The organism is Bradyrhizobium sp. USDA 10063, from assembly GCF_054063735.1.
Genome location: NZ_JBSSGP010000002.1, coordinates 6,909,505 through 6,926,834 on the forward strand (window position 1 = coordinate 6,909,505; position 17,330 = coordinate 6,926,834).

19 protein-coding genes are annotated in these 17,330 nt (G+C 64.4%); 6 read left to right on the top strand and 13 right to left on the bottom strand.

Annotated features, from left to right (window positions below):
• Positions 1 to 379: 379 nt before the first annotated feature.
• From ACVJGD_RS34555 to uvrC, 6 genes are all read right to left on the bottom strand, one after another.
• Positions 380 to 1,726 (bottom strand): aminotransferase class III-fold pyridoxal phosphate-dependent enzyme, encoded by a 1,347-nt coding sequence (locus ACVJGD_RS34555; protein WP_456640465.1) that lies wholly within the window; start codon positions 1,724 to 1,726, stop codon positions 380 to 382.
• A 143-nt stretch (positions 1,727 to 1,869) separates the two neighbouring features.
• Complete coding sequence (gene prmB, locus ACVJGD_RS34560) at positions 1,870 to 2,841, bottom strand: 50S ribosomal protein L3 N(5)-glutamine methyltransferase (RefSeq protein ID WP_456638395.1); 972 nt, start codon at positions 2,839 to 2,841, stop codon at positions 1,870 to 1,872.
• On the bottom strand, positions 2,841 to 3,308 hold the full coding sequence (locus tag ACVJGD_RS34565; RefSeq protein WP_456638396.1) for a molybdenum cofactor biosynthesis protein MoaE: 468 nt from the start codon (positions 3,306 to 3,308) through the stop codon (positions 2,841 to 2,843). The genes prmB and ACVJGD_RS34565 overlap by 1 nt, the downstream gene beginning before the upstream one ends.
• A gap of 20 nt (positions 3,309 to 3,328) precedes the next feature.
• Positions 3,329 to 3,580, bottom strand: a complete 252-nt coding sequence (gene moaD, locus ACVJGD_RS34570; protein ID WP_456638397.1) for a molybdopterin converting factor subunit 1 — start codon at positions 3,578 to 3,580, stop codon at positions 3,329 to 3,331.
• Positions 3,577 to 4,191 carry a CDP-diacylglycerol--glycerol-3-phosphate 3-phosphatidyltransferase gene (gene pgsA, locus ACVJGD_RS34575; RefSeq protein WP_456638398.1) on the bottom strand — a complete coding sequence of 205 codons (615 nt, stop codon included), beginning with the start codon at positions 4,189 to 4,191 and terminating at the stop codon, positions 3,577 to 3,579. The genes moaD and pgsA overlap by 4 nt, the downstream gene beginning before the upstream one ends.
• A gap of 89 nt (positions 4,192 to 4,280) precedes the next feature.
• Positions 4,281 to 6,362 (bottom strand): excinuclease ABC subunit UvrC, encoded by a 2,082-nt coding sequence (gene uvrC, locus ACVJGD_RS34580; RefSeq protein ID WP_456638399.1) that lies wholly within the window; start codon positions 6,360 to 6,362, stop codon positions 4,281 to 4,283.
• Positions 6,363 to 6,589: 227 nt separating this feature from the next.
• Here uvrC and ACVJGD_RS34585 point away from each other — a divergent pair, with 227 nt between their 5' ends.
• A complete protein-coding gene (locus ACVJGD_RS34585) occupies positions 6,590 to 7,207 on the top strand; it encodes an outer membrane protein (RefSeq protein ID WP_456638400.1) in 618 nt (205 codons plus the stop codon).
• Between the two features lie 176 nt (positions 7,208 to 7,383).
• Here ACVJGD_RS34585 and ACVJGD_RS34590 read toward each other — a convergent pair whose 3' ends face one another.
• From ACVJGD_RS34590 to ACVJGD_RS34605, 4 genes are all read right to left on the bottom strand, one after another.
• Complete coding sequence (locus ACVJGD_RS34590) at positions 7,384 to 7,599, bottom strand: cold-shock protein (RefSeq protein WP_027581161.1); 216 nt, start codon at positions 7,597 to 7,599, stop codon at positions 7,384 to 7,386.
• 260 nt (positions 7,600 to 7,859) lie between these two features.
• A complete protein-coding gene (locus ACVJGD_RS34595) occupies positions 7,860 to 8,720 on the bottom strand; it encodes a 23S rRNA (adenine(2030)-N(6))-methyltransferase RlmJ (RefSeq protein WP_456640466.1) in 861 nt (286 codons plus the stop codon).
• A 135-nt stretch (positions 8,721 to 8,855) separates the two neighbouring features.
• Positions 8,856 to 9,539, bottom strand: coding sequence for a ribonuclease T2 family protein (locus ACVJGD_RS34600; protein WP_456638401.1), 684 nt, complete (start codon positions 9,537 to 9,539; stop codon positions 8,856 to 8,858).
• Between the two features lie 118 nt (positions 9,540 to 9,657).
• Complete coding sequence (locus ACVJGD_RS34605) at positions 9,658 to 10,128, bottom strand: hypothetical protein (RefSeq protein ID WP_456638402.1); 471 nt, start codon at positions 10,126 to 10,128, stop codon at positions 9,658 to 9,660.
• A 170-nt stretch (positions 10,129 to 10,298) separates the two neighbouring features.
• Here ACVJGD_RS34605 and ACVJGD_RS34610 point away from each other — a divergent pair, with 170 nt between their 5' ends.
• Together ACVJGD_RS34610 and ACVJGD_RS34615 are read left to right on the top strand one after the other, a co-directional pair.
• A complete protein-coding gene (locus tag ACVJGD_RS34610) occupies positions 10,299 to 10,589 on the top strand; it encodes a hypothetical protein (protein ID WP_456638403.1) in 291 nt (96 codons plus the stop codon).
• A gap of 28 nt (positions 10,590 to 10,617) precedes the next feature.
• Positions 10,618 to 11,157, top strand: a complete 540-nt coding sequence (locus tag ACVJGD_RS34615) for a DUF3617 domain-containing protein (protein WP_456638404.1) — start codon at positions 10,618 to 10,620, stop codon at positions 11,155 to 11,157.
• Between the two features lie 116 nt (positions 11,158 to 11,273).
• Here the strand turns inward: ACVJGD_RS34615 and ACVJGD_RS34620 are convergent, their stop codons facing one another.
• Genes ACVJGD_RS34620 through ACVJGD_RS34630 form a run of 3 tightly spaced genes read right to left on the bottom strand, consistent with a single transcriptional unit; the run spans position 11,274 to position 13,963 of the window.
• On the bottom strand, positions 11,274 to 12,659 hold the full coding sequence (locus ACVJGD_RS34620; protein ID WP_456638405.1) for an ATP-binding protein: 1,386 nt from the start codon (positions 12,657 to 12,659) through the stop codon (positions 11,274 to 11,276).
• Between the two features lie 12 nt (positions 12,660 to 12,671).
• Positions 12,672 to 13,367, bottom strand: coding sequence for a response regulator (locus tag ACVJGD_RS34625; RefSeq protein ID WP_456640467.1), 696 nt, complete (start codon positions 13,365 to 13,367; stop codon positions 12,672 to 12,674).
• 41 nt (positions 13,368 to 13,408) lie between these two features.
• Positions 13,409 to 13,963, bottom strand: a complete 555-nt coding sequence (locus ACVJGD_RS34630; RefSeq protein ID WP_456638406.1) for a MarR family winged helix-turn-helix transcriptional regulator — start codon at positions 13,961 to 13,963, stop codon at positions 13,409 to 13,411.
• A gap of 324 nt (positions 13,964 to 14,287) precedes the next feature.
• Here ACVJGD_RS34630 and ACVJGD_RS34635 point away from each other — a divergent pair, with 324 nt between their 5' ends.
• The 3 genes from ACVJGD_RS34635 to ACVJGD_RS34645 all read left to right on the top strand — a co-directional run bounded on the left by ACVJGD_RS34635 (position 14,288) and on the right by ACVJGD_RS34645 (position 17,321).
• The gene (locus tag ACVJGD_RS34635) at positions 14,288 to 15,367 is read left to right on the top strand and encodes a branched-chain amino acid aminotransferase (RefSeq protein WP_456638407.1); all 1,080 of its coding nucleotides are present in this window, start codon (positions 14,288 to 14,290) and stop codon (positions 15,365 to 15,367) included.
• Between the two features lie 169 nt (positions 15,368 to 15,536).
• A complete protein-coding gene (gene hisS / locus ACVJGD_RS34640) occupies positions 15,537 to 17,000 on the top strand; it encodes a histidine--tRNA ligase (protein ID WP_456640468.1) in 1,464 nt (487 codons plus the stop codon).
• A 117-nt stretch (positions 17,001 to 17,117) separates the two neighbouring features.
• A complete protein-coding gene (locus ACVJGD_RS34645; protein ID WP_225120125.1) occupies positions 17,118 to 17,321 on the top strand; it encodes a tautomerase family protein in 204 nt (67 codons plus the stop codon).
• The last annotated feature ends 9 nt before the right edge of the window (positions 17,322 to 17,330 follow it).

Consider the following 17,330-nt stretch of genomic DNA (forward strand, 5'->3'; position numbering starts at 1 on the left):
GCACGGGGCCCACGGGTGCAACCGGCACCCGGCTTTCCCTGCGCCCTCTGATCGATGAGAGGGTGAAACGAGACGCAAAACTCGGGCGTAATGCGCCGCGAGAACGCGGACTCGCACCTCGCTCCACCGTCATGCCCCGCGAAGGCGGGGCATCCAGTATCCGGCGGCCTCTCAACTTAAGCTCAGGCGCCTCTGGAATACTGGATCGTCCGGTCAAGCCGGACGATGACAGAGAAGCTGTTTGACATTCGAATCAGAACCTCACCGCCCGTCATTGCGAGGAGCGAAGCGACGAAGCAATCCATGCTTCCACAAGCGGCGCTATGGATTGCTTCGCTTCGCTCGCAATGACGGCCGCGAGCTCCAGCAAAATCGCGCGTTACGCCACCGCGCGGATGATCTTGCCGACCTTGTCGACGATCTCGCCGATCTGGTCCTCGCTGACGATCAAGGGCGGCGTCAGGCACAGCGAGTCGCCGGCGATCCGCAGCATCAGGTCGTTGTCGTGGAAGGCGCTGTTGAGTGCGGCGAAGCCGCGCTTGCCGGGACCATCGGCGATCGGCGCGAGGTCGATGCCGGCGGTCAAGCCGACGGTGCGGATGTCGACCACGTTCGGCTGGTCGCGCAGCGACATCACGGCATCGGCGAATTTCGGCTCGAGCTTGCTCGCGCGTTCGAACAGCTTCTCCTCGCGGTAGATGTCGAGCGTCGCAAGGCCGGCGGCGCAGGCCAGCGGATGCGCCGAATAGGTGTAGCCATGGGCCAGCTCGACCACATGTTCCGGCCCGTTCATGAAGGCATCGTGGATGTTGCCGCGCACGATCACGCCGCCCATCGGCGCAGCGCCATTGGTGATGCCCTTGGCGAAGGTGATCATGTCGGGCGTCACGCCATAGCGCTCCGCAGCGAAGGCAAAGCCGAGCCGGCCATAGCCGGTGATGACCTCGTCGAAGATCAGCAGGATGCCATGCTTCTCGGTGATCTCGCGCAGCCGCTTCAGATAGCCCTTCGGCGCCGGCAGCACGCCGGTCGAGCCCGCCATCGGCTCGACGATGACGGCGGCGATGGTGTTGGCGCCGTGCAGGTTGACGAGACGCTCGAGCTCGTCGGCGAAATGCACGCCATAGTCCGGCTCGCCCTTGGTGAAGGCCTGCTTCTCGCGGTCATAGGTCGCCGGCAGATGGTCGACGCCGGTGAGCAGCGAGCCGAACAGCTTGCGGTTGCCGACGATGCCGCCGACCGAGGTGCCGCCGAAGCCGACGCCGTGATAGCCGCGCTCGCGGCCGATCAGGCGGATGCGGCTGCCCTGGCCGCTGATCTGGTGATAGGCCAGCGCGATCTTCAGCGCGGTGTCGGCCGCTTCCGAGCCCGAATTGCAGAAGAACACGTTGTCGAGCCCTTCAGGTGCAAGGTCGGCGATGCGGCTGGCGAGTTCGAAGGATTGCGGGATGCCGAACTGGAACGGCGGCGCATAGTCCATCGCCGCCGCCTGCTTGGCGATCGCTTCCGAAATCTGGGTGCGGCCATGGCCGGCATTGCAGCACCACATGCCGGCGGCGGCGTCGATGATCTGGCGGCCGTCCACGGTGAAATAGTGCATGTCCTTGGAGCCGGCGAGCAGCCGCGGCTGCTTCTTGAACGCACGGTTGGCGGTGAACGGCATCCAGTGTGCGGCCAGGTCGTTGGGAACGTTGACGGCGGCGGGGCGGGGGCTCTTGTCCAGCATGGGGGCCTCGTTGATGGCGGTGAGCTGATTTGCCTCGAAAGTATCAGCTTCGCTGCCCCACGTGAACGGCGTGAGCTGCGATATTTCCGCCGCGTTGCACTGCATTACACAGCGTTTTCGCGCGAAGTGGATGCCGGTTCGCGTCAAACCGACATGAGATCGGTTGCGCCAATCCAGAACACTTCGCCTTCCGAATCCTCGGTATCGAGCCAAAGCAGCGGCAATTGCGGGTAGGTTGCTTCGAGAAGCTCGCGGCCGCGGCCGATTTCGCAGAGCAACCCGCCTTCCGCGGTCAGGTGCTGGGGCGCCTCATTGAGGATGCGCCTGACGACGTCGAGCCCGTCGGCGCCGCCGTCGAAAGCCAGCTTCGGTTCGGCGCGGCATTCCCGCGGCAGCGAGGCCATGCCGAGCGCATCGACATAGGGCGGATTGGAGATGATGAGGTCGTAACGCCTGTCCTCGAGCGGTTCGAACAGGTCGCCCTGGTGCAGCGTCAGGCGGTCCTCAAGACCGTAGTCGCGAACGTTGCGCGCGGCGACCGCCAGCGCGTCCTTCGAGATATCGACCGCGTCGATGTCGGCATTCGGGAAACTGCGGCTGGCGAGGATCGCAAGGCAGCCGGAGCCGGTGCAGAGGTCGAGCACGGTGACGACGGATAAGGGATCGTCGATCAGCGAGCCGCCTTCCTCCTCGTCGCCGCCGAAATGCGAGTCCAGCAGTTCGCCGATGAAGGAGCGCGGCACGATGGTGCGCTCGTCGACATAGAAGGGCAGGCCGCGCATGTAGATCTTGTTGACGAGATAGGCGGCCGGCTTTCGCGTCGCGATCCGGCGCTCGATCAGGTCGAGGATCCTGCCGCCCTCATGCGCGGTGACGCGCGCACCGGCGAACTGGTCGAACTGGTCGGGATGCAGGTGCAGGGTTTCGCAGACCAGGAAAGCGGCTTCCGCGACGGGATCGGTGGTGCCGTGCGCGAACACGAGCTTGGCCTCGGCGAAGCGGCTCACCGCATAACGGACGAAATCGAGCAGCGTCTTGAGCTCGCCGGCCGCGACTTTCGGAGATTTCGCTGGAGGTCGGCCGCGCGTGGCGGCCGGCGTGGTACGCTTGGCCATCAGGATTTGGTCCAGCGCGCGGCCGCCGCGTCATCCTGGTCGCGGGCCTCGATCCAACTCGATCCCCGCGCGCTCTCCTCGCGCTTCCAGAACGGCGCGCTGGACTTCAGGTAGTCCATCAGGAATTCGGCGGCCTGGAATGCGGCCTGCCGGTGCTGCGACGCCGTGACCACCAGCACGATGTTCTCGCCCGGCGTGATGCGGCCGACCCGGTGAATGACGGTAAGACCGGATAGCGGCCAGCGCGACATCGCCTCCTCGGCATGGCGCCTGATCTCGGCTTCCGCCATGCCGGGATAGTGCTCCAGCGTCAGCGCCGCGATCGGCTCGCCGTCCTCGCTGCCGCGGCAGATGCCGGCGAAGCTGACGACGGCGCCGATATCGGTGCGGCCCTTGCCGATCGCGGCAATCTCCTGCGCGATGTCGAAATCGGCTTCCTGGATGCGGATGGTCGCAATCGCGGTCATGTCTTGGCTCAGCTCTTGGCTCAGCCGCCGGTCATCGGCGGAAAGAACGCGATCTCGCGCGCGCCTGATATCGCGGCGTCCTGCTTGACGTGGGCATGGTCGATCGCGGCGCGGATCACTTTCGGCTTCTCGAAGGCATAGGCGGAGGCCTCGTCGCGCCCGGCGAGCCATTCAATGAGCTCGCCGACGGTGCCCACCTCGGCCGGCGGCTCGATGGTCTCTTCGGCCTTGCCGATGCGTTCGCGCACCCAGGCGAAATATTTCACCTTCATCCTTCATCCTCCTTGATGAGATGATGGATGCCGGCGCGGAAATAATCGTAGCCGGTATAGATCGTGACGATGGCGGAAATCCACAGCAGCGCCAGCCCGATCAGGGTGACCACCGGGACCACCTGATCGCCGGCCTCGCCGGCCAATAGGAATCCGATCGCGACCAGTTGCACCGTGGTCTTCCATTTGGCGAGCTTGGTCACGGGGACGCTGACGCGCAGGCCTGCGAGATATTCACGCAGGCCCGACACCAGGATCTCGCGGCACAGGATGACGATCGCGGCCCACAGCGTCCAGCCGTGGATGATGCCGTCGGCAGCCAGCATCAGGAGGCAGGAGGCGACCAGCAGCTTGTCGGCGATCGGGTCCAGCATCCGGCCGAACGCCGATTGCTGGTTCCAGATCCGGGCATAATAGCCGTCGAGGTAATCGGTGATGCCGGCCGCAATGAAGATCGCGACCGCCACCCAGCGCAGCCATAGCGGGCCGTCCAGGATCGCCTGCACATAGATGCAGCCGACCACCACCGGGATGGCGGCGATGCGGGCGTAGGTCAGGATATTCGGAAGGGACAGGGTCTTGGGCTGCCCCCGTGTCGTCGCCATGTTCATCCGTCTTACCAATACCGCTGAAGCGTCAAGGTCAACCGTGCGCGCACAAGATGGTCCCCCGCAGGCGACGCCTTGATGACTCCATCCCTTTAGCCTCCCGGCTGGGCGTGGAAAAACTCGAAAATCTTTCGCGCGCTCTCGGCGCTGACGCCGGGAACCTTGCCGAGGTCGGCGATCGAGGCGCGTTCGATCTCCTTCAGCGTTCCGAAATGATGCAGCAGCGCGCGCTTGCGCGAGGGGCCGATGCCGGGAATTTCCTGCAAGCCGGCCTCGCGGATGTCCTTCTTCCGCAGCTTGCGATGCGAGCCGATCACGAAACGGTGCGCCTCATCTCGAAGCCGCTGGATGAAGTACAGCACGGGATCGCGCGGCTCGAGCTTGATGGCCTCGCGGCCGGGCATGAACAGCGTCTCGCGGCCGGCGTCGCGGTCCGGCCCCTTTGCCACCGCCATCAGGGATACCTGGGTCAGCCCGAGCTGGTCGAAAATCTCCTTCACCGCGTTCAATTGCCCCCGGCCGCCGTCGATGATGACAAGGTCAGGCCATTGCGGGAAGGAATCGTCATCCGCCTTGACCTTGGCCGCATCGCCCTCGGCCGGCTTCAGCAGCCGCTTGAAGCGCCGTTCCAGCACCTCCCGCATCATGGCGTAGTCGTCGCCGGGCGTAAGCCCCTCGGACTTGATGTTGAACTTGCGGTACTGGTTCTTCATGAACCCGTCGGGACCGGCCACGATCATCGCGCCGACCGCGTTGGTGCCCTGGATATGGCTGTTGTCGTAGACTTCGATGCGCTTCGGTACCTGCGGCAGGGCAAGCGTCGTGGCCATGCCTTCGAGCAGGCGGCCCTGGGTTGCAGTATCCGCAAGCTTGCGGCCGAGCGCCTCGCGGGCATTGGTCAGCGCATGGGTGACGAGCTCTTTCTTCTCGCCGCGCTTGGGGACTAAAACCTCGACCCTGCGCCCGGCCTTCACCGACAGCGCGTCGGCGAGCAGCGCGGCATCCTCGACCTCGTGCGAGAGCAGGATGAGCTTCGGCGGCGGCTTGTCGTCGTAGAACTGCGCCAGGAAAGAGGAGAGCACCTCCTCTGATGTGAACGACTTTTCCGCGCGCGGGAAATAGGCGCGGTTGCCCCAGTTCTGGCCGGTGCGGAAGAAGAACACCTCGACGCAGGAATAGCCGCCCTCCTGATGGATGGCGAACACGTCGGCTTCCTCCACCGTGCGCGGGTTGATGCCCTGCTGCGACTGGATCGCCGAAAGCGCGGCGAGGCGGTCGCGGTAGAGCGCGGCGGTCTCGAATTCGAGCTCGCTGGAAGCCTTCTCCATTTCGGCGGCAAGCTCCTGCTTCACCGCGTGGCTGCGGCCGGACAGAAACTCGGTGGCCTCGCGCACCAGTTCGCCATAACCGGGGAAATCGATCTCGCCGGTGCAGGGGCCGGAGCAGCGGCGGATCTGGTAGAGCAGGCAGGGCCGGGTGCGGCTCTCGAAGAAGCCGTCGGTGCAGGAGCGAATCAAGAACGCGCGCTGCAGCGCCGTGATGGTGCGGTTGACGGCGCCGGCGGAGGCGAACGGGCCGAAATAGCGCCCGGGGCGCGTCTGCGCGCCGCGATGCTTCAGGATCTGCGGCGCCCAATGGTCGCCGGTGATCAGGATGTAGGGAAACGACTTGTCGTCGCGAAGCTGCACGTTGAAGCGCGGCCGGAGCTGCTTGATGAGATTGGCCTCCAGCAGCAGCGCCTCGGTTTCGGTCGTGGTCGAGACGATCTCGACGTTCACCGTCGCCGCGATCATGCGCAGGATGCGCGCCGGCAGCGGCGCGTTGGGCCGGGCATAGGAAGAAAGTCGTTTGCGGACATTCTTCGCCTTGCCGACATAGAGCACGTCGTTGGCGCCATTGAGCATGCGGTAGACGCCCGGCGAGGTCGGAGCGAGCCGCACCGCATTCTCGATCGCGGCATGGCCGACCGCGAGCGTACCCTCGGCGACGGCCTCCGCCGGTTCCTCGGGAACCTCGGGCAGCCTGGCGTCCTCGTCGTCCTCCGTGGCAGACGTCGCCGGATCGACGTCGCCGGTGACGAGCGCGAGATCCTGCGGCGGCAAATCTGATTTTTGGCCGTGGCGCGTTCCCTTGGGGACGGACGCCTTCGGATGGTCGGTAGAATCGTGATCCATGGGCCTAAACTAGGCGCTGCCGGCCGCCATCGCCAGCATCGGGCTTCGAGCGGAAAGCCCGCGCCGGTAACACTCCATTAAGACTGACGGGTGGGCGACAGGCGCCCTTAACAGGCCTTTAACTTAAAACTTTCGATAAATCCTCCCGAAAAACCAGTGAATTCCGTAACCACGCCGGCCCTCGCAACCGGCGGGTCGCGGCTGTTGCGTGTTGTGGAGTGCTTGCGATGAAGCGGTTAGTCCTGCGCCTGCTGGCGCTGATCATTGCCGGGTGGACGACGTCGTCAGCGGCGGCCGACCTCAGCTATCGTGCGCCCTACACCGTCAACCAGCCGCTCAACGCCTTGAGCTGGGCGGGACCCTATCTCGGCGGCAATCTCGGCTATGCCTGGGGTGGCGTGGACAACAACCCGGCCAAGCCATCGGGTTTCGCGGGCGGCGCGCAGATCGGTTACAACTGGACCAACGGTCCGTGGGTGTTCGGCGCCGAAGGCGACATCCAGGCCACCGGTGCGGAAGAAACCTTTGCGCCGTGGAAATTCTCCAACCCGTGGTTTGGCACCATCCGCGGCCGCGGCGGCTACGCGTTCCAGAACGTGCTGTTCTACGCCACCGCTGGCCTTGCCTTCGGCGAATTGCGCGCCGAGACCTTCGGCCTGTCGGAGTCCCACACCCATGTCGGCTGGACCGCCGGCCTTGGCGCCGAAATGGGATTTGCACCGAACTGGAGCGCCAAGCTCGAATATCTCTATGTCGATCTCGCCAGCAGCAACTTCATCATCACCGGCGCATCGAACGGCTACCATTTCGGCGTCATCCGTGCCGGCGTGAACTATCACTTCTAGCCATCGCTTCAAAGAACAAGAAAACGATCGACGACAACCTACCGGCCGTCGCAGGCGGCCGGAATTTTTTTAAGCTGAGCTGACGCGCAGGATCACGCGCATGCCTGTGCGAGCGGGACGCCGCCCGGCAAATCCTCAACCGAGAATTCAGACCGCTTCAGCGTGAGCGCAAAAGCTCACGATGAAATCACCAGATTGACCGCTTTGGGGCCTTTGCCCTTCTTGTCCGGTTCGACGTCAAACGTAATCCGTTGTCCTTCGGTCAAATCCTTCAGTCCTGCGCGCTCGACAGCGGTGATGTGAACGAACACATCGCGGCCGCCGTCGTCAGGCTTGATGAAGCCGTAGCCGCGCTCTCCATTGAAGAATTTGACTGTCCCAGTCATGGCCATCGGGAAACTCCTCCCCCGCATTGCACCGCCGCCACGCGTAACTCACGTAGCGGGCGACCGGACATTCGCTGCCGGAAGCTTGGCCACCTCAGCGGATCCGTGTCACGCCACCGACCCGCCTGGATTTTTCTTCGGCCTTGTCACTCCGCCGCAACCATTCGCGGAAGCGGAACGTAAAGCCAGTCCTAACGTGACAAGCATAATACGGTTCCGGGCAAGTTGCCTATGGTCGAGTGGGAGTTTTCAGCAACGGCTTTGGCTTAGGGTTTGGGCGTCTCCAGCCTGAATCGGCCTGCGCCGCCTTGGCCCAAGGGCTTTTCCAATTCGGGCAGGATGGTCTTGAGTTCGCCGGCAAGCGTCCACGGCGGATTGACGATCAAGAGCCCGGTCGAGACCAGGCCGCTATCGGCTTCGCGGGGCGCGACGCTGAATTCGAGCCGCAGGCATTTGCCGGCCGGCTTGCTCTTGCCTGTCTCCGACGCGACGTGGCGCGCAAGATCGTCGGTCACGCGACGGCTTTTTGCGGGATACCACAACAGATAGCTGCCGGTCGGCCATTTGGCGAACGCCTCCGAAAAGCCTTGCGCCAGCCGCTCGAACTCGTCCTTGGCTTCAAACGGCGGGTCGATCAGGACGAGGCCGCGCTTTTCCTTCGGCGGGACGAAGGCCGGCAGCGCGGTCCAGCCATCGAGGTCGACCACTCGCGCCTGGGCGTCGCGGCGCAGCGCGTCGATCAGGCGCTTGCGCGCCTGGGGCTCAAGTTCGCAGGCCGTGAGGCGGTCCTGCGGCCGCAACAGTGCCCGCGCGATCAGCGGCGAGCCCGGATAGGCCTTCAGTTCGCCCGGCGGGCTGAAAGCCCTCACAATGTCGAGATAAGGCAGCACCAGCGGCAGCGCTTCCTTGGAGAATCGCGCCTGCATCAGCCGCGCGATCCCGGTCAGCCATTCGCCCCCGCGCCGTGCCTCGTCGGAGGTGAGATCATAGAGGCCAGCGCCGGCATGGGTGTCGATGACGCGGAGCGCCGCGGGCTTTTCCTGCAGGTAGAGCAGGATCCGCACCAGCACGATGTGCTTGATGACGTCGGCAAAACCGCCGGCGTGAAAGGCGTGACGGTAGTTCATGAGATATCTGCGGGTCTGTACGACCGTACTTCTACTCGTCATGCCCGGGCTTGTCCCGGCCATCCACGTCTTTGTCGAGCGTGAAGAAGGCGTGGATGCCCGGGTCAGGCCCGGGCATGACGGTGGAGATCGTGTCTAACCACCCCGGATCGGCGGCATCACCACCTGGTCACGGCGGCAGGCGCGGCGGTCGGTTTCCTCACAGGCGCGGAACTGCATGTCCTTGCTCATGCAGATCCTGACCTCGCTGAGCCGCTTGCTGTCGCAGGTCACCGAGATCGCCGAACTGCCGAGGCCCGGATTGGCCTTGATGAAGGCCTCTTCGATCTCGGCAGGGGCGACCGTCTTCGGCTCTGACAATTGCAGGAATTCCTCCGGGATCTTCACCGCGGCGCGCGCCTTGCGGATGCTCTCGAAATAGGTGCGCGCGGAGAGGCCCGAGCAGGTGCCGTGCTTGTCCCATTCATTGTAGATCAGCCCGGGCGCCGGCATCAGGTCGAGCATCGAGGTCATGACGTTGCGGGCGAGCCGTGGGGCGGGACGCTGGCAATATTCCGGAAAGCCGCGCTCATATTGCGGCCAGAGCCCATGCACCACGAAGGAGTAGGGGCGTCCGTCGCACTGGACCTGCGCCCGCCTGCCATCGCCACGCTCGGAGGCCGCTTCGCAGAACGACGGCGACCAGGACAGCGCGAGCACGTAGAAATCGAACTCGCCCGGCGCGTTTTGCCGGCGATCCTGGGCGCTGACCGTGCCGATCACGACAAAATAGGCAAGGACGGAAATCAGCAGCCGGGAAACCAAGGCCAATCGAAACATAAAGCACCCCCACACTCGACCGGGTGCGAGCCTAGCAGTGAGATGGAACATTTCAAGAACAAATTGCGATGCGACGCAGCGATTGATTAGCGGGCGGCGCTATGCGGGCTTTCGAGGGTCAGGGCCGGGCCGACTTGCAGGCGGGATTATAGGCCCAGTTGCGGTCCAGTCCGGTCACGCACCATTCGACGCCCTGACCGATGCTGGCAAAGCCGCCGTCCTCGATGATCGAGAAGTGCACGGTGCGCACCTTGCCGTCGCTGAGCATCACGCTGCCCGAGCAATAGCGGCGCGGGATATTGTCGGACTGCCAGGGGCGGAAGGCGGTCTCATGGATGCGGGTATAGCCGGTGATCACAAGCGGGGAATTCCAGAACTGGCTCTCTTTTTCCTGGAACTGAGCGGCGATGGTCGGCAGCGCTGCCTCGCAGGGGGCCACCCGGCCTTCATAATTCGGCCCGGAGAGCCAGAAATTCAACTCAAGTGGGTTGGCGGCCTGCGCCGTCTGGGCGGATGCCAACAGGCCAACCAGCAGGCCGAATGCGGCGCAGAGGCCAGTTTTGGTCGAGGAAAGAACAGAGTTGCGCATGGGAATCCGCCGGACAATCCAACGCGCGGGACGGTGCCGCGAAGCCCGGGCGAGGTCAAGTGCAGCGCGGCAACACTGGCGGAGAACTCCGCAAATCTCCGGCCCACGATTCTTTTCACCGTCGCCGGCGCACTTTATGGTGCCGCCCAAGGATTTGAGGAGAGTCTGCAATGCGAAGGATTCTGGCCGCTGGCATGGTTGCCGCAGGCGCAATGCTGGCCGGTGCACCGGCACAGGCCGACTGGGTGCCCCCGTTCAAGGGCAACGATACCGGCGGCATCATCGCCTATTCGCTGGCAAGGCAGGCCGACGCGCGCCAGCTCGCGGTCGATCACTGCGCGTCTTACGGCAAGGTGGTGAAATTCCTCGCGGTGCAGCCTTATGAAGGCGGCTATGTCTCCTTCTCCTGCCGCTGGGTGCCTTGGAGCGCCGCCCAGCGGCCGCTGCGCACGCTTTATTGATCATCGGCCCCGTCACCGGCATCGCCGCATGACACGACATGTCGTCCTGCTCGGATCGGCCCTCGGCCTGGCTGTGCTGTTGCCGGGCGCGGCCGGCGCCGTCGATCTGCCGGTCCGCAAGGCGGGCCTGTGGGAGATGAAGATCGTGCGCTCGGGCGCGGCCATGCCCGAGATGACGATGCAGCATTGCACCGACGAGACCACCGACAAGGACATGAGCACGGCGGTCTCGCCGATGGCGAAGGATATCTGCTCCAAGCAGGATATCCAGAAGACGGCGACCGGCTATGTCAGCGATTCCGTGTGCGGCGTCGCTGGCGTCACAGTGACCTCGCATGCCGAGATCACCGGCGACTTCAACTCCGCCTACACGGTCAAGACGACCTCGCACGCCGATCGCGGCTCCGCGGGCGCGGCGCGCGATACCACCGCCACCATCGAGGCCAAATGGCTCGGTCCCTGCAAGGCGGACCAGAAGCCCGGCGACATCATCATGGCCGGCGGCATGAAGATGAACATCAAGGACATGGAAAAGCTGAAGGGCATGATCCCTAAGCTGCCGAAGTAGTGCTTCTCGTAGGGCGGATGGAGCGCGGCGCGTGTCCGAACTAGCTCAGCCTTGAGACGCCAGTTGTTGCGCCCTCTCCCACAAGGGGCCCACAAGGGGAGAAGGGAAGGATTTCCCTACACCGGCACTCTGACCGTCGCGCGCAGGCCGCCCATCGGGCTGTCGCCGAGCATGATGTCGCCGCCATGCGAGCGCGCGATGTCGCGGGCGATGGCCAGTCCCAGGCCAGTGCCGCCTTCGTCCTGGTTGCGGGCGTCGTCGAGCCGCAAGAACGGCTTGAACACCTCCTCGCGCATGCCCACCGGAATGCCTGGGCCGTCGTCGTCGACGGTGACCGTGAGGTAGCGGTGGTCGCGGTGGCCGGTGATCGAGATCGTGCTGGCGTGTCGCGCCGCATTGGAGACGAGATTGCCGAGGCAGCGCTTGAACGAGGCCGGCTTCACCGTCACGACGGGCAATCCGTGGAAGGCGACGGTCGCGGTATGGCCGTGGCGTTCGGCGTCGTTGCGCAATTCCTCCAGCGCCATCGCCATGTCGGTTGGCTGCGCGATCTCGCCGGAGTCGCCGCGGGCGAAGGCGAGATAGTCCTCCAGCATCATCGACATCTCGTCGACGTCCTTGCGCATGGCGTCGATCTCGGGGCCTTCGCCGAGCAGCGCGAGCTCCAGCTTGAAGCGGGTCAGGATGGTGCGCAGATCGTGCGAGACGCCGGCGAGCATGGCGGTGCGCTGCTCGATCGTGCGCTCGATGCGCGCCTTCATCTCCAGGAACGCCTGCGCTGCGCGCCGCACCTCGCGCGCACCGCGCGGCCGGAAATTCGGTGCCTCGCGGCCCTTGCCGAAGCTTTCGGCGGCGTCCGCCAGACGCAGGATCGGCTTGATCTGGTTGCGCAGGAACAGCACCGCGACGATCAAGAGGATCGTGGACGTACCGAGCATCCAGAAGATGAAGATCTCCGAATTCGACGCGTAGGCCGCGCTGCGCAGCGCGAAGATGCGCATGATCGCGTCGTCGAGCTGCACGCGGATCTCGACCAGGTTGGATCTGCCGACGGTGTCGATCCAGAACGGACGCCCGATCTGGCGGCCGAGCTGCACCGACAGCGTCTGGTCTAAAAGCGAGAAGAAGGGCTTTGGCCCGGGTGGCGGCATGTCGCCGGGGGGCAGGAAATCGACCACGAGCTGCAGCCGCTGCGCGATCCGGCGCACCTGTGCGCGGTCCTTATCCTGCGGATAGGTCTTGTAGACGTCGATGAGGGCGGCGATGTCCTGCACCACGGCGGCCGAGAGGCGGCGCGTCACCGTGTTCCAGTGCCGCTCCATGAACACGAAGGCCACCACTGTCTGCAGCACCACCATCGGCACGATCATGATCAGCAGCGCGCGGGCATAAAGGCCGGTTGGCATCCAGCTCTTGAACGCGTTTCCCATCCGGCCATTGGCTCTGGAGACGCGCTGCGAGGCGTTGCGGATCAGGCTCAGGCCCGTGTCGATCGTGCTCATGGTGAATAGGTCTTAAGGCGAGGCCACCAGGCGATAGCCGATGCCGCGCACCGCCTGCAGGAACAAGGGATTGGCGGGGTCGCGCTCGATCTTCCGCCGCAGGCGGTTGATCTGCACGTCGACGGCGCGCTCGTTGACGGTGCCGTCGCCGGTCAGCGCGCCGCGTGGCACGGTTTCGCCCGGGCTCGCGGCGAGGATGCGCAGCATCTCCCGCTCGCGGTCGGTCAAATGGATGATCTCCTCGCCCTGGCGCAACTCGCCGCGGTCGAGATGGAAGACGTACGGGCCGAAGGCGATCTGCTCCAGCGTCTGCGCTGGCGGCGGCGCGGTGCGCTTGAGGATGTTGCCGATCCGCAGCACCAGTTCGCGCGGCTCGAACGGCTTTGCCACATAGTCGTCGGCGCCGATCTGCAGGCCTTCGATGCGGGATTCCGCCTCGTGGCGCGCAGTGAGCATGATGATCGGCACCGACGAGGATGAGCGGATGAAGCGCGCGAGATCGAAGCCGTTCTCGCCGGGCATCATCACATCCAGGATCAGCAGGTCGAAATTGAGTCCGAGCAGTTTGGCGCGCGCGTCGCTGGCGCTCATGGCGGTCGTGACGCGGTAGCCTTCGCCGCAGAGGAAGCGCGAGAGAAGATCGCGGATGCGTCGGTCGTCATCGACCAGCAGCAGGTGCGGCGCGTCGTCGGCCGGTTTCATCGGCATGCGTGCCGTCGCGGCGGCAATCGTTGCTCCCTGCGTCACGTTCACTCCCTCGTCTTCTTGGCCGCGCTGCCGAAGATCGTCTCCAGCACCTTGTCGGGATCGTCGCGGTCGATCATCGCGCGCAGGAACGCCCGTACGGTCTCGACGCCGGCCGGATCGAGGCCGGCAAGCGCGCGGTTGATGCGGTCGGTCTGCAATCCTGCCAGCTTGGCCACCAGCGCTTCGCCCTTGGCGGTGGCGTAAAGCAGCCGCTGCCGCCGGTCATTGCTGCCGGTCTTCTGCAGGATGTAGCCTTCGTCGAGCAATTGCTTCAGCACGCGGCCGAGCGATTGCTTGGTGATGCGCAGGACGTCGAGAAGGTCGGCGACCTTGAGCCCGGGATAGCGTGTGACGAAATGCATCACCCGGTGATGGGCGCGGCCGAAGCCGAACGCCTCCAGTTCCTGATCGGCATCGCCGACGAAGTCGCGATAGGCGAAGAACAGGAGCTCGATAATGTCCCAGCGCAAATCGCCGGTCCGCGGTCCCGGAGCGGATACGTCCGTTCCCGGCGAATCGGGCTGTGCTGCTGCCGTTGAGAAATTTATGTCAGCCATATTGACGTATCTTGGGTTCAATGTTACAAAACTGCCAGTCACGACGAAATTTTAGATCGTTTCGTCCCTGGCGAAGTTAGAACGGCCACGAGCAGACCAGTGATGGAGGCTTGGGCCGCAAATTGGGACTACCGTGCGATTGTCGAGCGGCATTTCGACAAAACATACTGGACTTCAGCATCCGGCAAAAGCATGTCCTTGAGGACATGACGGCGATGGAAACCGGCCGCCAGGCTGGTGGTGGAGTCCAGACCTATTGAGCCATGGGGCCCGAAGAGGCCGGCGCCAGGAATCGCGCCGACTCCGACAGCGGGAAGCAAGAAGATGAGTTTGAAATTCGAAATCCAGCCTGCGCCTAATCCGACGTCCGACAAGGAGCGCGCGGCAAAGCTCGTGGACCCGGGCTTCGGCCGGATTTTCACCGATCACATGGCCATCGTCCGCTACAATCAGGCGAAGGGCTGGCATGGCGCGCGCATCGAATCCCGCGCGAATTTTCCAATTGATCCGGCCCTGGCCGTCCTGCACTACGCGCAGGAAATTTTCGAAGGCCTCAAGGCCTACAAGCGCGACGACGGCGGCGTGAACCTGTTCCGCCCCGACGCCAATGCCCGGCGCTTCTGGAATTCGGCTGAGCGCATGGCCATGGCGCCGCTGCCCGAGCCTGTGTTCATCGAGGCGGTCGAGCAGCTCGTGCGCATCGACCGCGCCTGGATTCCAGGCGGCGAGGGCAGTCTCTACCTGCGGCCGTTCATGATCGCGAGCGAGGTCTTCCTCGGCGTGAAACCATCAGCGGAATACATCTTCGCCGTCATCGCCTCGCCAGTCGGCTCCTATTTCAAGGGCGGACCCGCGCCGGTGTCGATCTGGGTGTCGGAGAACTACACGCGCGCCGCGATCGGCGGCACCGGCGCCGTCAAATGCGGCGGCAATTACGCCGCCAGCCTGCGCGCGCAGGCCGAGGCCATCGAACACGGCTGCGATCAGGTCGTTTTCCTCGATGCGGTCGAGCGCCGCTATATCGAGGAACTCGGCGGCATGAACGTGTTCTTCGTGTTCGACGACGGCTCGCTGTTGACGCCGCCGCTCGGCACGATCCTGCCGGGCATCACCCGCGACTCGATCATCGCGCTCGCAAAGGATTCCGGCACGCGCGTGCGCGAGGAGGCCTACACGATCGACCAGTGGCGCGCTGATGCCGCCAGCGGAAAGCTTAAGGAGGCCTTCGCCTGCGGTACGGCGGCCGTCATCTCGCCGATCGGCAAGGTGCGCTCCACGAAGGGCGATTTTCTCATCAATGGCGGCGAGGCCGGCCCTGTCGCCATGGGGCTGCGCAAGAAGCTGGTCGACATCCAGTACGGTCGCGCGGCCGACCCGCACAACTGGATCAGAAAGGTGCTGTGACCGGTGGCGGAATTATTCCGCCGCTTCGGCGTGACGGTTGCCGCATTCTCCATCCGCTGGTAAACGCGCGCCCATGGCCGACAAACCGAAAAAACCGCAGAAGCTGAAGGCACGCCTGCCGCGCGGGCTGGAAGATCGCGGTCCTACCGCGATCGCCGCGACGCGCCGGATGACCGAGACCATCCGCGAGGTGTTCGAGCGCTACGGGTTCGAGCCGGTGGAGACGCCGGCGATGGAATATACCGATGCGCTCGGCAAGTTCCTGCCCGACCAGGACCGCCCGAACGAGGGCGTGTTCTCGTTCCAGGACGATGACGAGCAGTGGATCTCGCTGCGCTACGACCTGACCGCGCCGCTCGCCCGCTATGTCGCCGAGAATTTCGATCATCTGCCGAAGCCCTATCGCAGCTATCGCGCCGGCTACGTCTTCCGCAACGAGAAGCCGGGCCCCGGCCGCTTCCGCCAGTTCATGCAGTTCGATGCCGATACGGTGGGCAGCGCATCGCCGGCCGCCGATGCCGAGATGTGCATGATGGCGGCTGACACGTTGGAGGCGCTGGGGATTCCGCGTGGCTCCTATCTGGTGAAGGTGAATAATCGAAAGGTGCTCGATGGAGTGATGGAATCGATCGGGATCGGCGGCGATGACAATGCGGGCCGCCGGCTGACGGTGCTTAGAGCAATCGACAAATTCGATCGCCTAGGTGTTGAAGGCGTGCGTCAGTTGCTTGGTGAGGGGCGCAAGGACGAAAGCGGCGATTATACCAAGGGTGCCGGTCTGGGCGACGATCAAATATCCTATGTCTTTGCGGTGATACACTCGACAGTCGCGATACAAGGACGGGCAGGAGGCGGTGAAGCGTATGGCAACGCGGCTGCGTTCACGCCACATGAGCGTTTCCCATTCAACGAATCGTTTGTGAAGAATGCCAACGTCCTGTTTGCAGAAGGCGTAACTGAGCTCGCGCAGATTAAGAGCTTCCTTCATGCCGGCGGCTACGATGATGATCGTGTTTGCATCGACCCTTCCGTCGTCCGCGGTCTCGAATACTACACCGGCCCCGTCTACGAAGTAGAACTGCTCCTCGATACCAAGGACGAAAAAGGCCGTCCCGTCCGCTTCGGCTCGGTCGGCGGCGGCGGTCGCTACGACGGTCTCGTCTCGCGCTTTCGCGGCGAGCCCGTCCCGGCGACAGGCTTTTCCATCGGCGTGTCGCGGCTGCAGGCGGCGCTGACGCTGCTCGGCAAGCTCGATACGCGGCCGCAATTCGGGCCCGTGGTGGTGACGGTGTTCGATCGAGACCGGGTCGCGGATTATCAAAAAATGGTCGCGCAACTCCGTAGCGCCAACATCCGCGCCGAGCTCTATCTTGGCAACCCCAAGAACATGGGCAACCAGCTCAAATATGCCGACCGCCGCAACTCGCCTTGCGTCATCATCCAGGGCTCGGATGAACAGGCGCGCGGAGAAGTGCAGATCAAGGACCTGATCGAAGGCGCGAAGGCTGCCGCGGCGATCGCTTCGAACCAGGAGTGGCGCGAGACGCGGCCGGCGCAGTTTTCGTGTGCGGAAGCCGACCTCGTCGCGAAGGTGCGCGAGGTGCTGGCGCGGCATGACGTGACGTGGGGATAGCCATTACCGCGAGGCGTCATGCCCGGGCTTGTCCCGGGCATCCACGTCTTGTTTGATAGAAAAGAGCGTGGATGGCCGGGACAAGCCCGGCCATGACGGTAACAGGGAGAAGACAGAATGCCTGAGATCACCGTGAGCATGGCCGCCGGCCGCACCGACGAACAGAAGGCCGGCATGATGCGCGACATCACGCAGGCGCTGGTCAAGAATCTCGGGGTCGACGCCGAAGCCGTCGTGATCCAGATCAACGAGGCGCCGCTCACCCACAAGATGAAGGGCGGCAAGACGTTTGTCGAGCGCGCCGCAGCGGCGAAGAAGTAGCTCGCGCAG

What these genes read in the sequence shown, in the direction of transcription:
- ACVJGD_RS34555 (WP_456640465.1), bottom strand. Translation starts at nt 1,726, where the DNA reads ATGCTGGACAAGAGCCCCCGCCCCGCCGCCGTCAACGTTCCCAACGAC.
- prmB (WP_456638395.1), bottom strand. Translation starts at nt 2,841, where the DNA reads ATGGCCAAGCGTACCACGCCGGCCGCCACGCGCGGCCGACCTCCAGCG.
- ACVJGD_RS34565 (WP_456638396.1), bottom strand. Translation starts at nt 3,308, where the DNA reads ATGACCGCGATTGCGACCATCCGCATCCAGGAAGCCGATTTCGACATC.
- moaD (WP_456638397.1), bottom strand. Translation starts at nt 3,580, where the DNA reads ATGAAGGTGAAATATTTCGCCTGGGTGCGCGAACGCATCGGCAAGGCC.
- pgsA (WP_456638398.1), bottom strand. Translation starts at nt 4,191, where the DNA reads ATGAACATGGCGACGACACGGGGGCAGCCCAAGACCCTGTCCCTTCCG.
- uvrC (WP_456638399.1), bottom strand. Translation starts at nt 6,362, where the DNA reads ATGGATCACGATTCTACCGACCATCCGAAGGCGTCCGTCCCCAAGGGA.
- ACVJGD_RS34585 (WP_456638400.1), top strand. Translation starts at nt 6,590, where the DNA reads ATGAAGCGGTTAGTCCTGCGCCTGCTGGCGCTGATCATTGCCGGGTGG.
- ACVJGD_RS34590 (WP_027581161.1), bottom strand. Translation starts at nt 7,599, where the DNA reads ATGGCCATGACTGGGACAGTCAAATTCTTCAATGGAGAGCGCGGCTAC.
- ACVJGD_RS34595 (WP_456640466.1), bottom strand. Translation starts at nt 8,720, where the DNA reads ATGAACTACCGTCACGCCTTTCACGCCGGCGGTTTTGCCGACGTCATC.
- ACVJGD_RS34600 (WP_456638401.1), bottom strand. Translation starts at nt 9,539, where the DNA reads ATGTTTCGATTGGCCTTGGTTTCCCGGCTGCTGATTTCCGTCCTTGCC.
- ACVJGD_RS34605 (WP_456638402.1), bottom strand. Translation starts at nt 10,128, where the DNA reads ATGCGCAACTCTGTTCTTTCCTCGACCAAAACTGGCCTCTGCGCCGCA.
- ACVJGD_RS34610 (WP_456638403.1), top strand. Translation starts at nt 10,299, where the DNA reads ATGCGAAGGATTCTGGCCGCTGGCATGGTTGCCGCAGGCGCAATGCTG.
- ACVJGD_RS34615 (WP_456638404.1), top strand. Translation starts at nt 10,618, where the DNA reads ATGACACGACATGTCGTCCTGCTCGGATCGGCCCTCGGCCTGGCTGTG.
- ACVJGD_RS34620 (WP_456638405.1), bottom strand. Translation starts at nt 12,659, where the DNA reads ATGAGCACGATCGACACGGGCCTGAGCCTGATCCGCAACGCCTCGCAG.
- ACVJGD_RS34625 (WP_456640467.1), bottom strand. Translation starts at nt 13,367, where the DNA reads ATGCCGATGAAACCGGCCGACGACGCGCCGCACCTGCTGCTGGTCGAT.
- ACVJGD_RS34630 (WP_456638406.1), bottom strand. Translation starts at nt 13,963, where the DNA reads ATGGCTGACATAAATTTCTCAACGGCAGCAGCACAGCCCGATTCGCCG.
- ACVJGD_RS34635 (WP_456638407.1), top strand. Translation starts at nt 14,288, where the DNA reads ATGAGTTTGAAATTCGAAATCCAGCCTGCGCCTAATCCGACGTCCGAC.
- hisS (WP_456640468.1), top strand. Translation starts at nt 15,537, where the DNA reads ATGACCGAGACCATCCGCGAGGTGTTCGAGCGCTACGGGTTCGAGCCG.
- ACVJGD_RS34645 (WP_225120125.1), top strand. Translation starts at nt 17,118, where the DNA reads ATGCCTGAGATCACCGTGAGCATGGCCGCCGGCCGCACCGACGAACAG.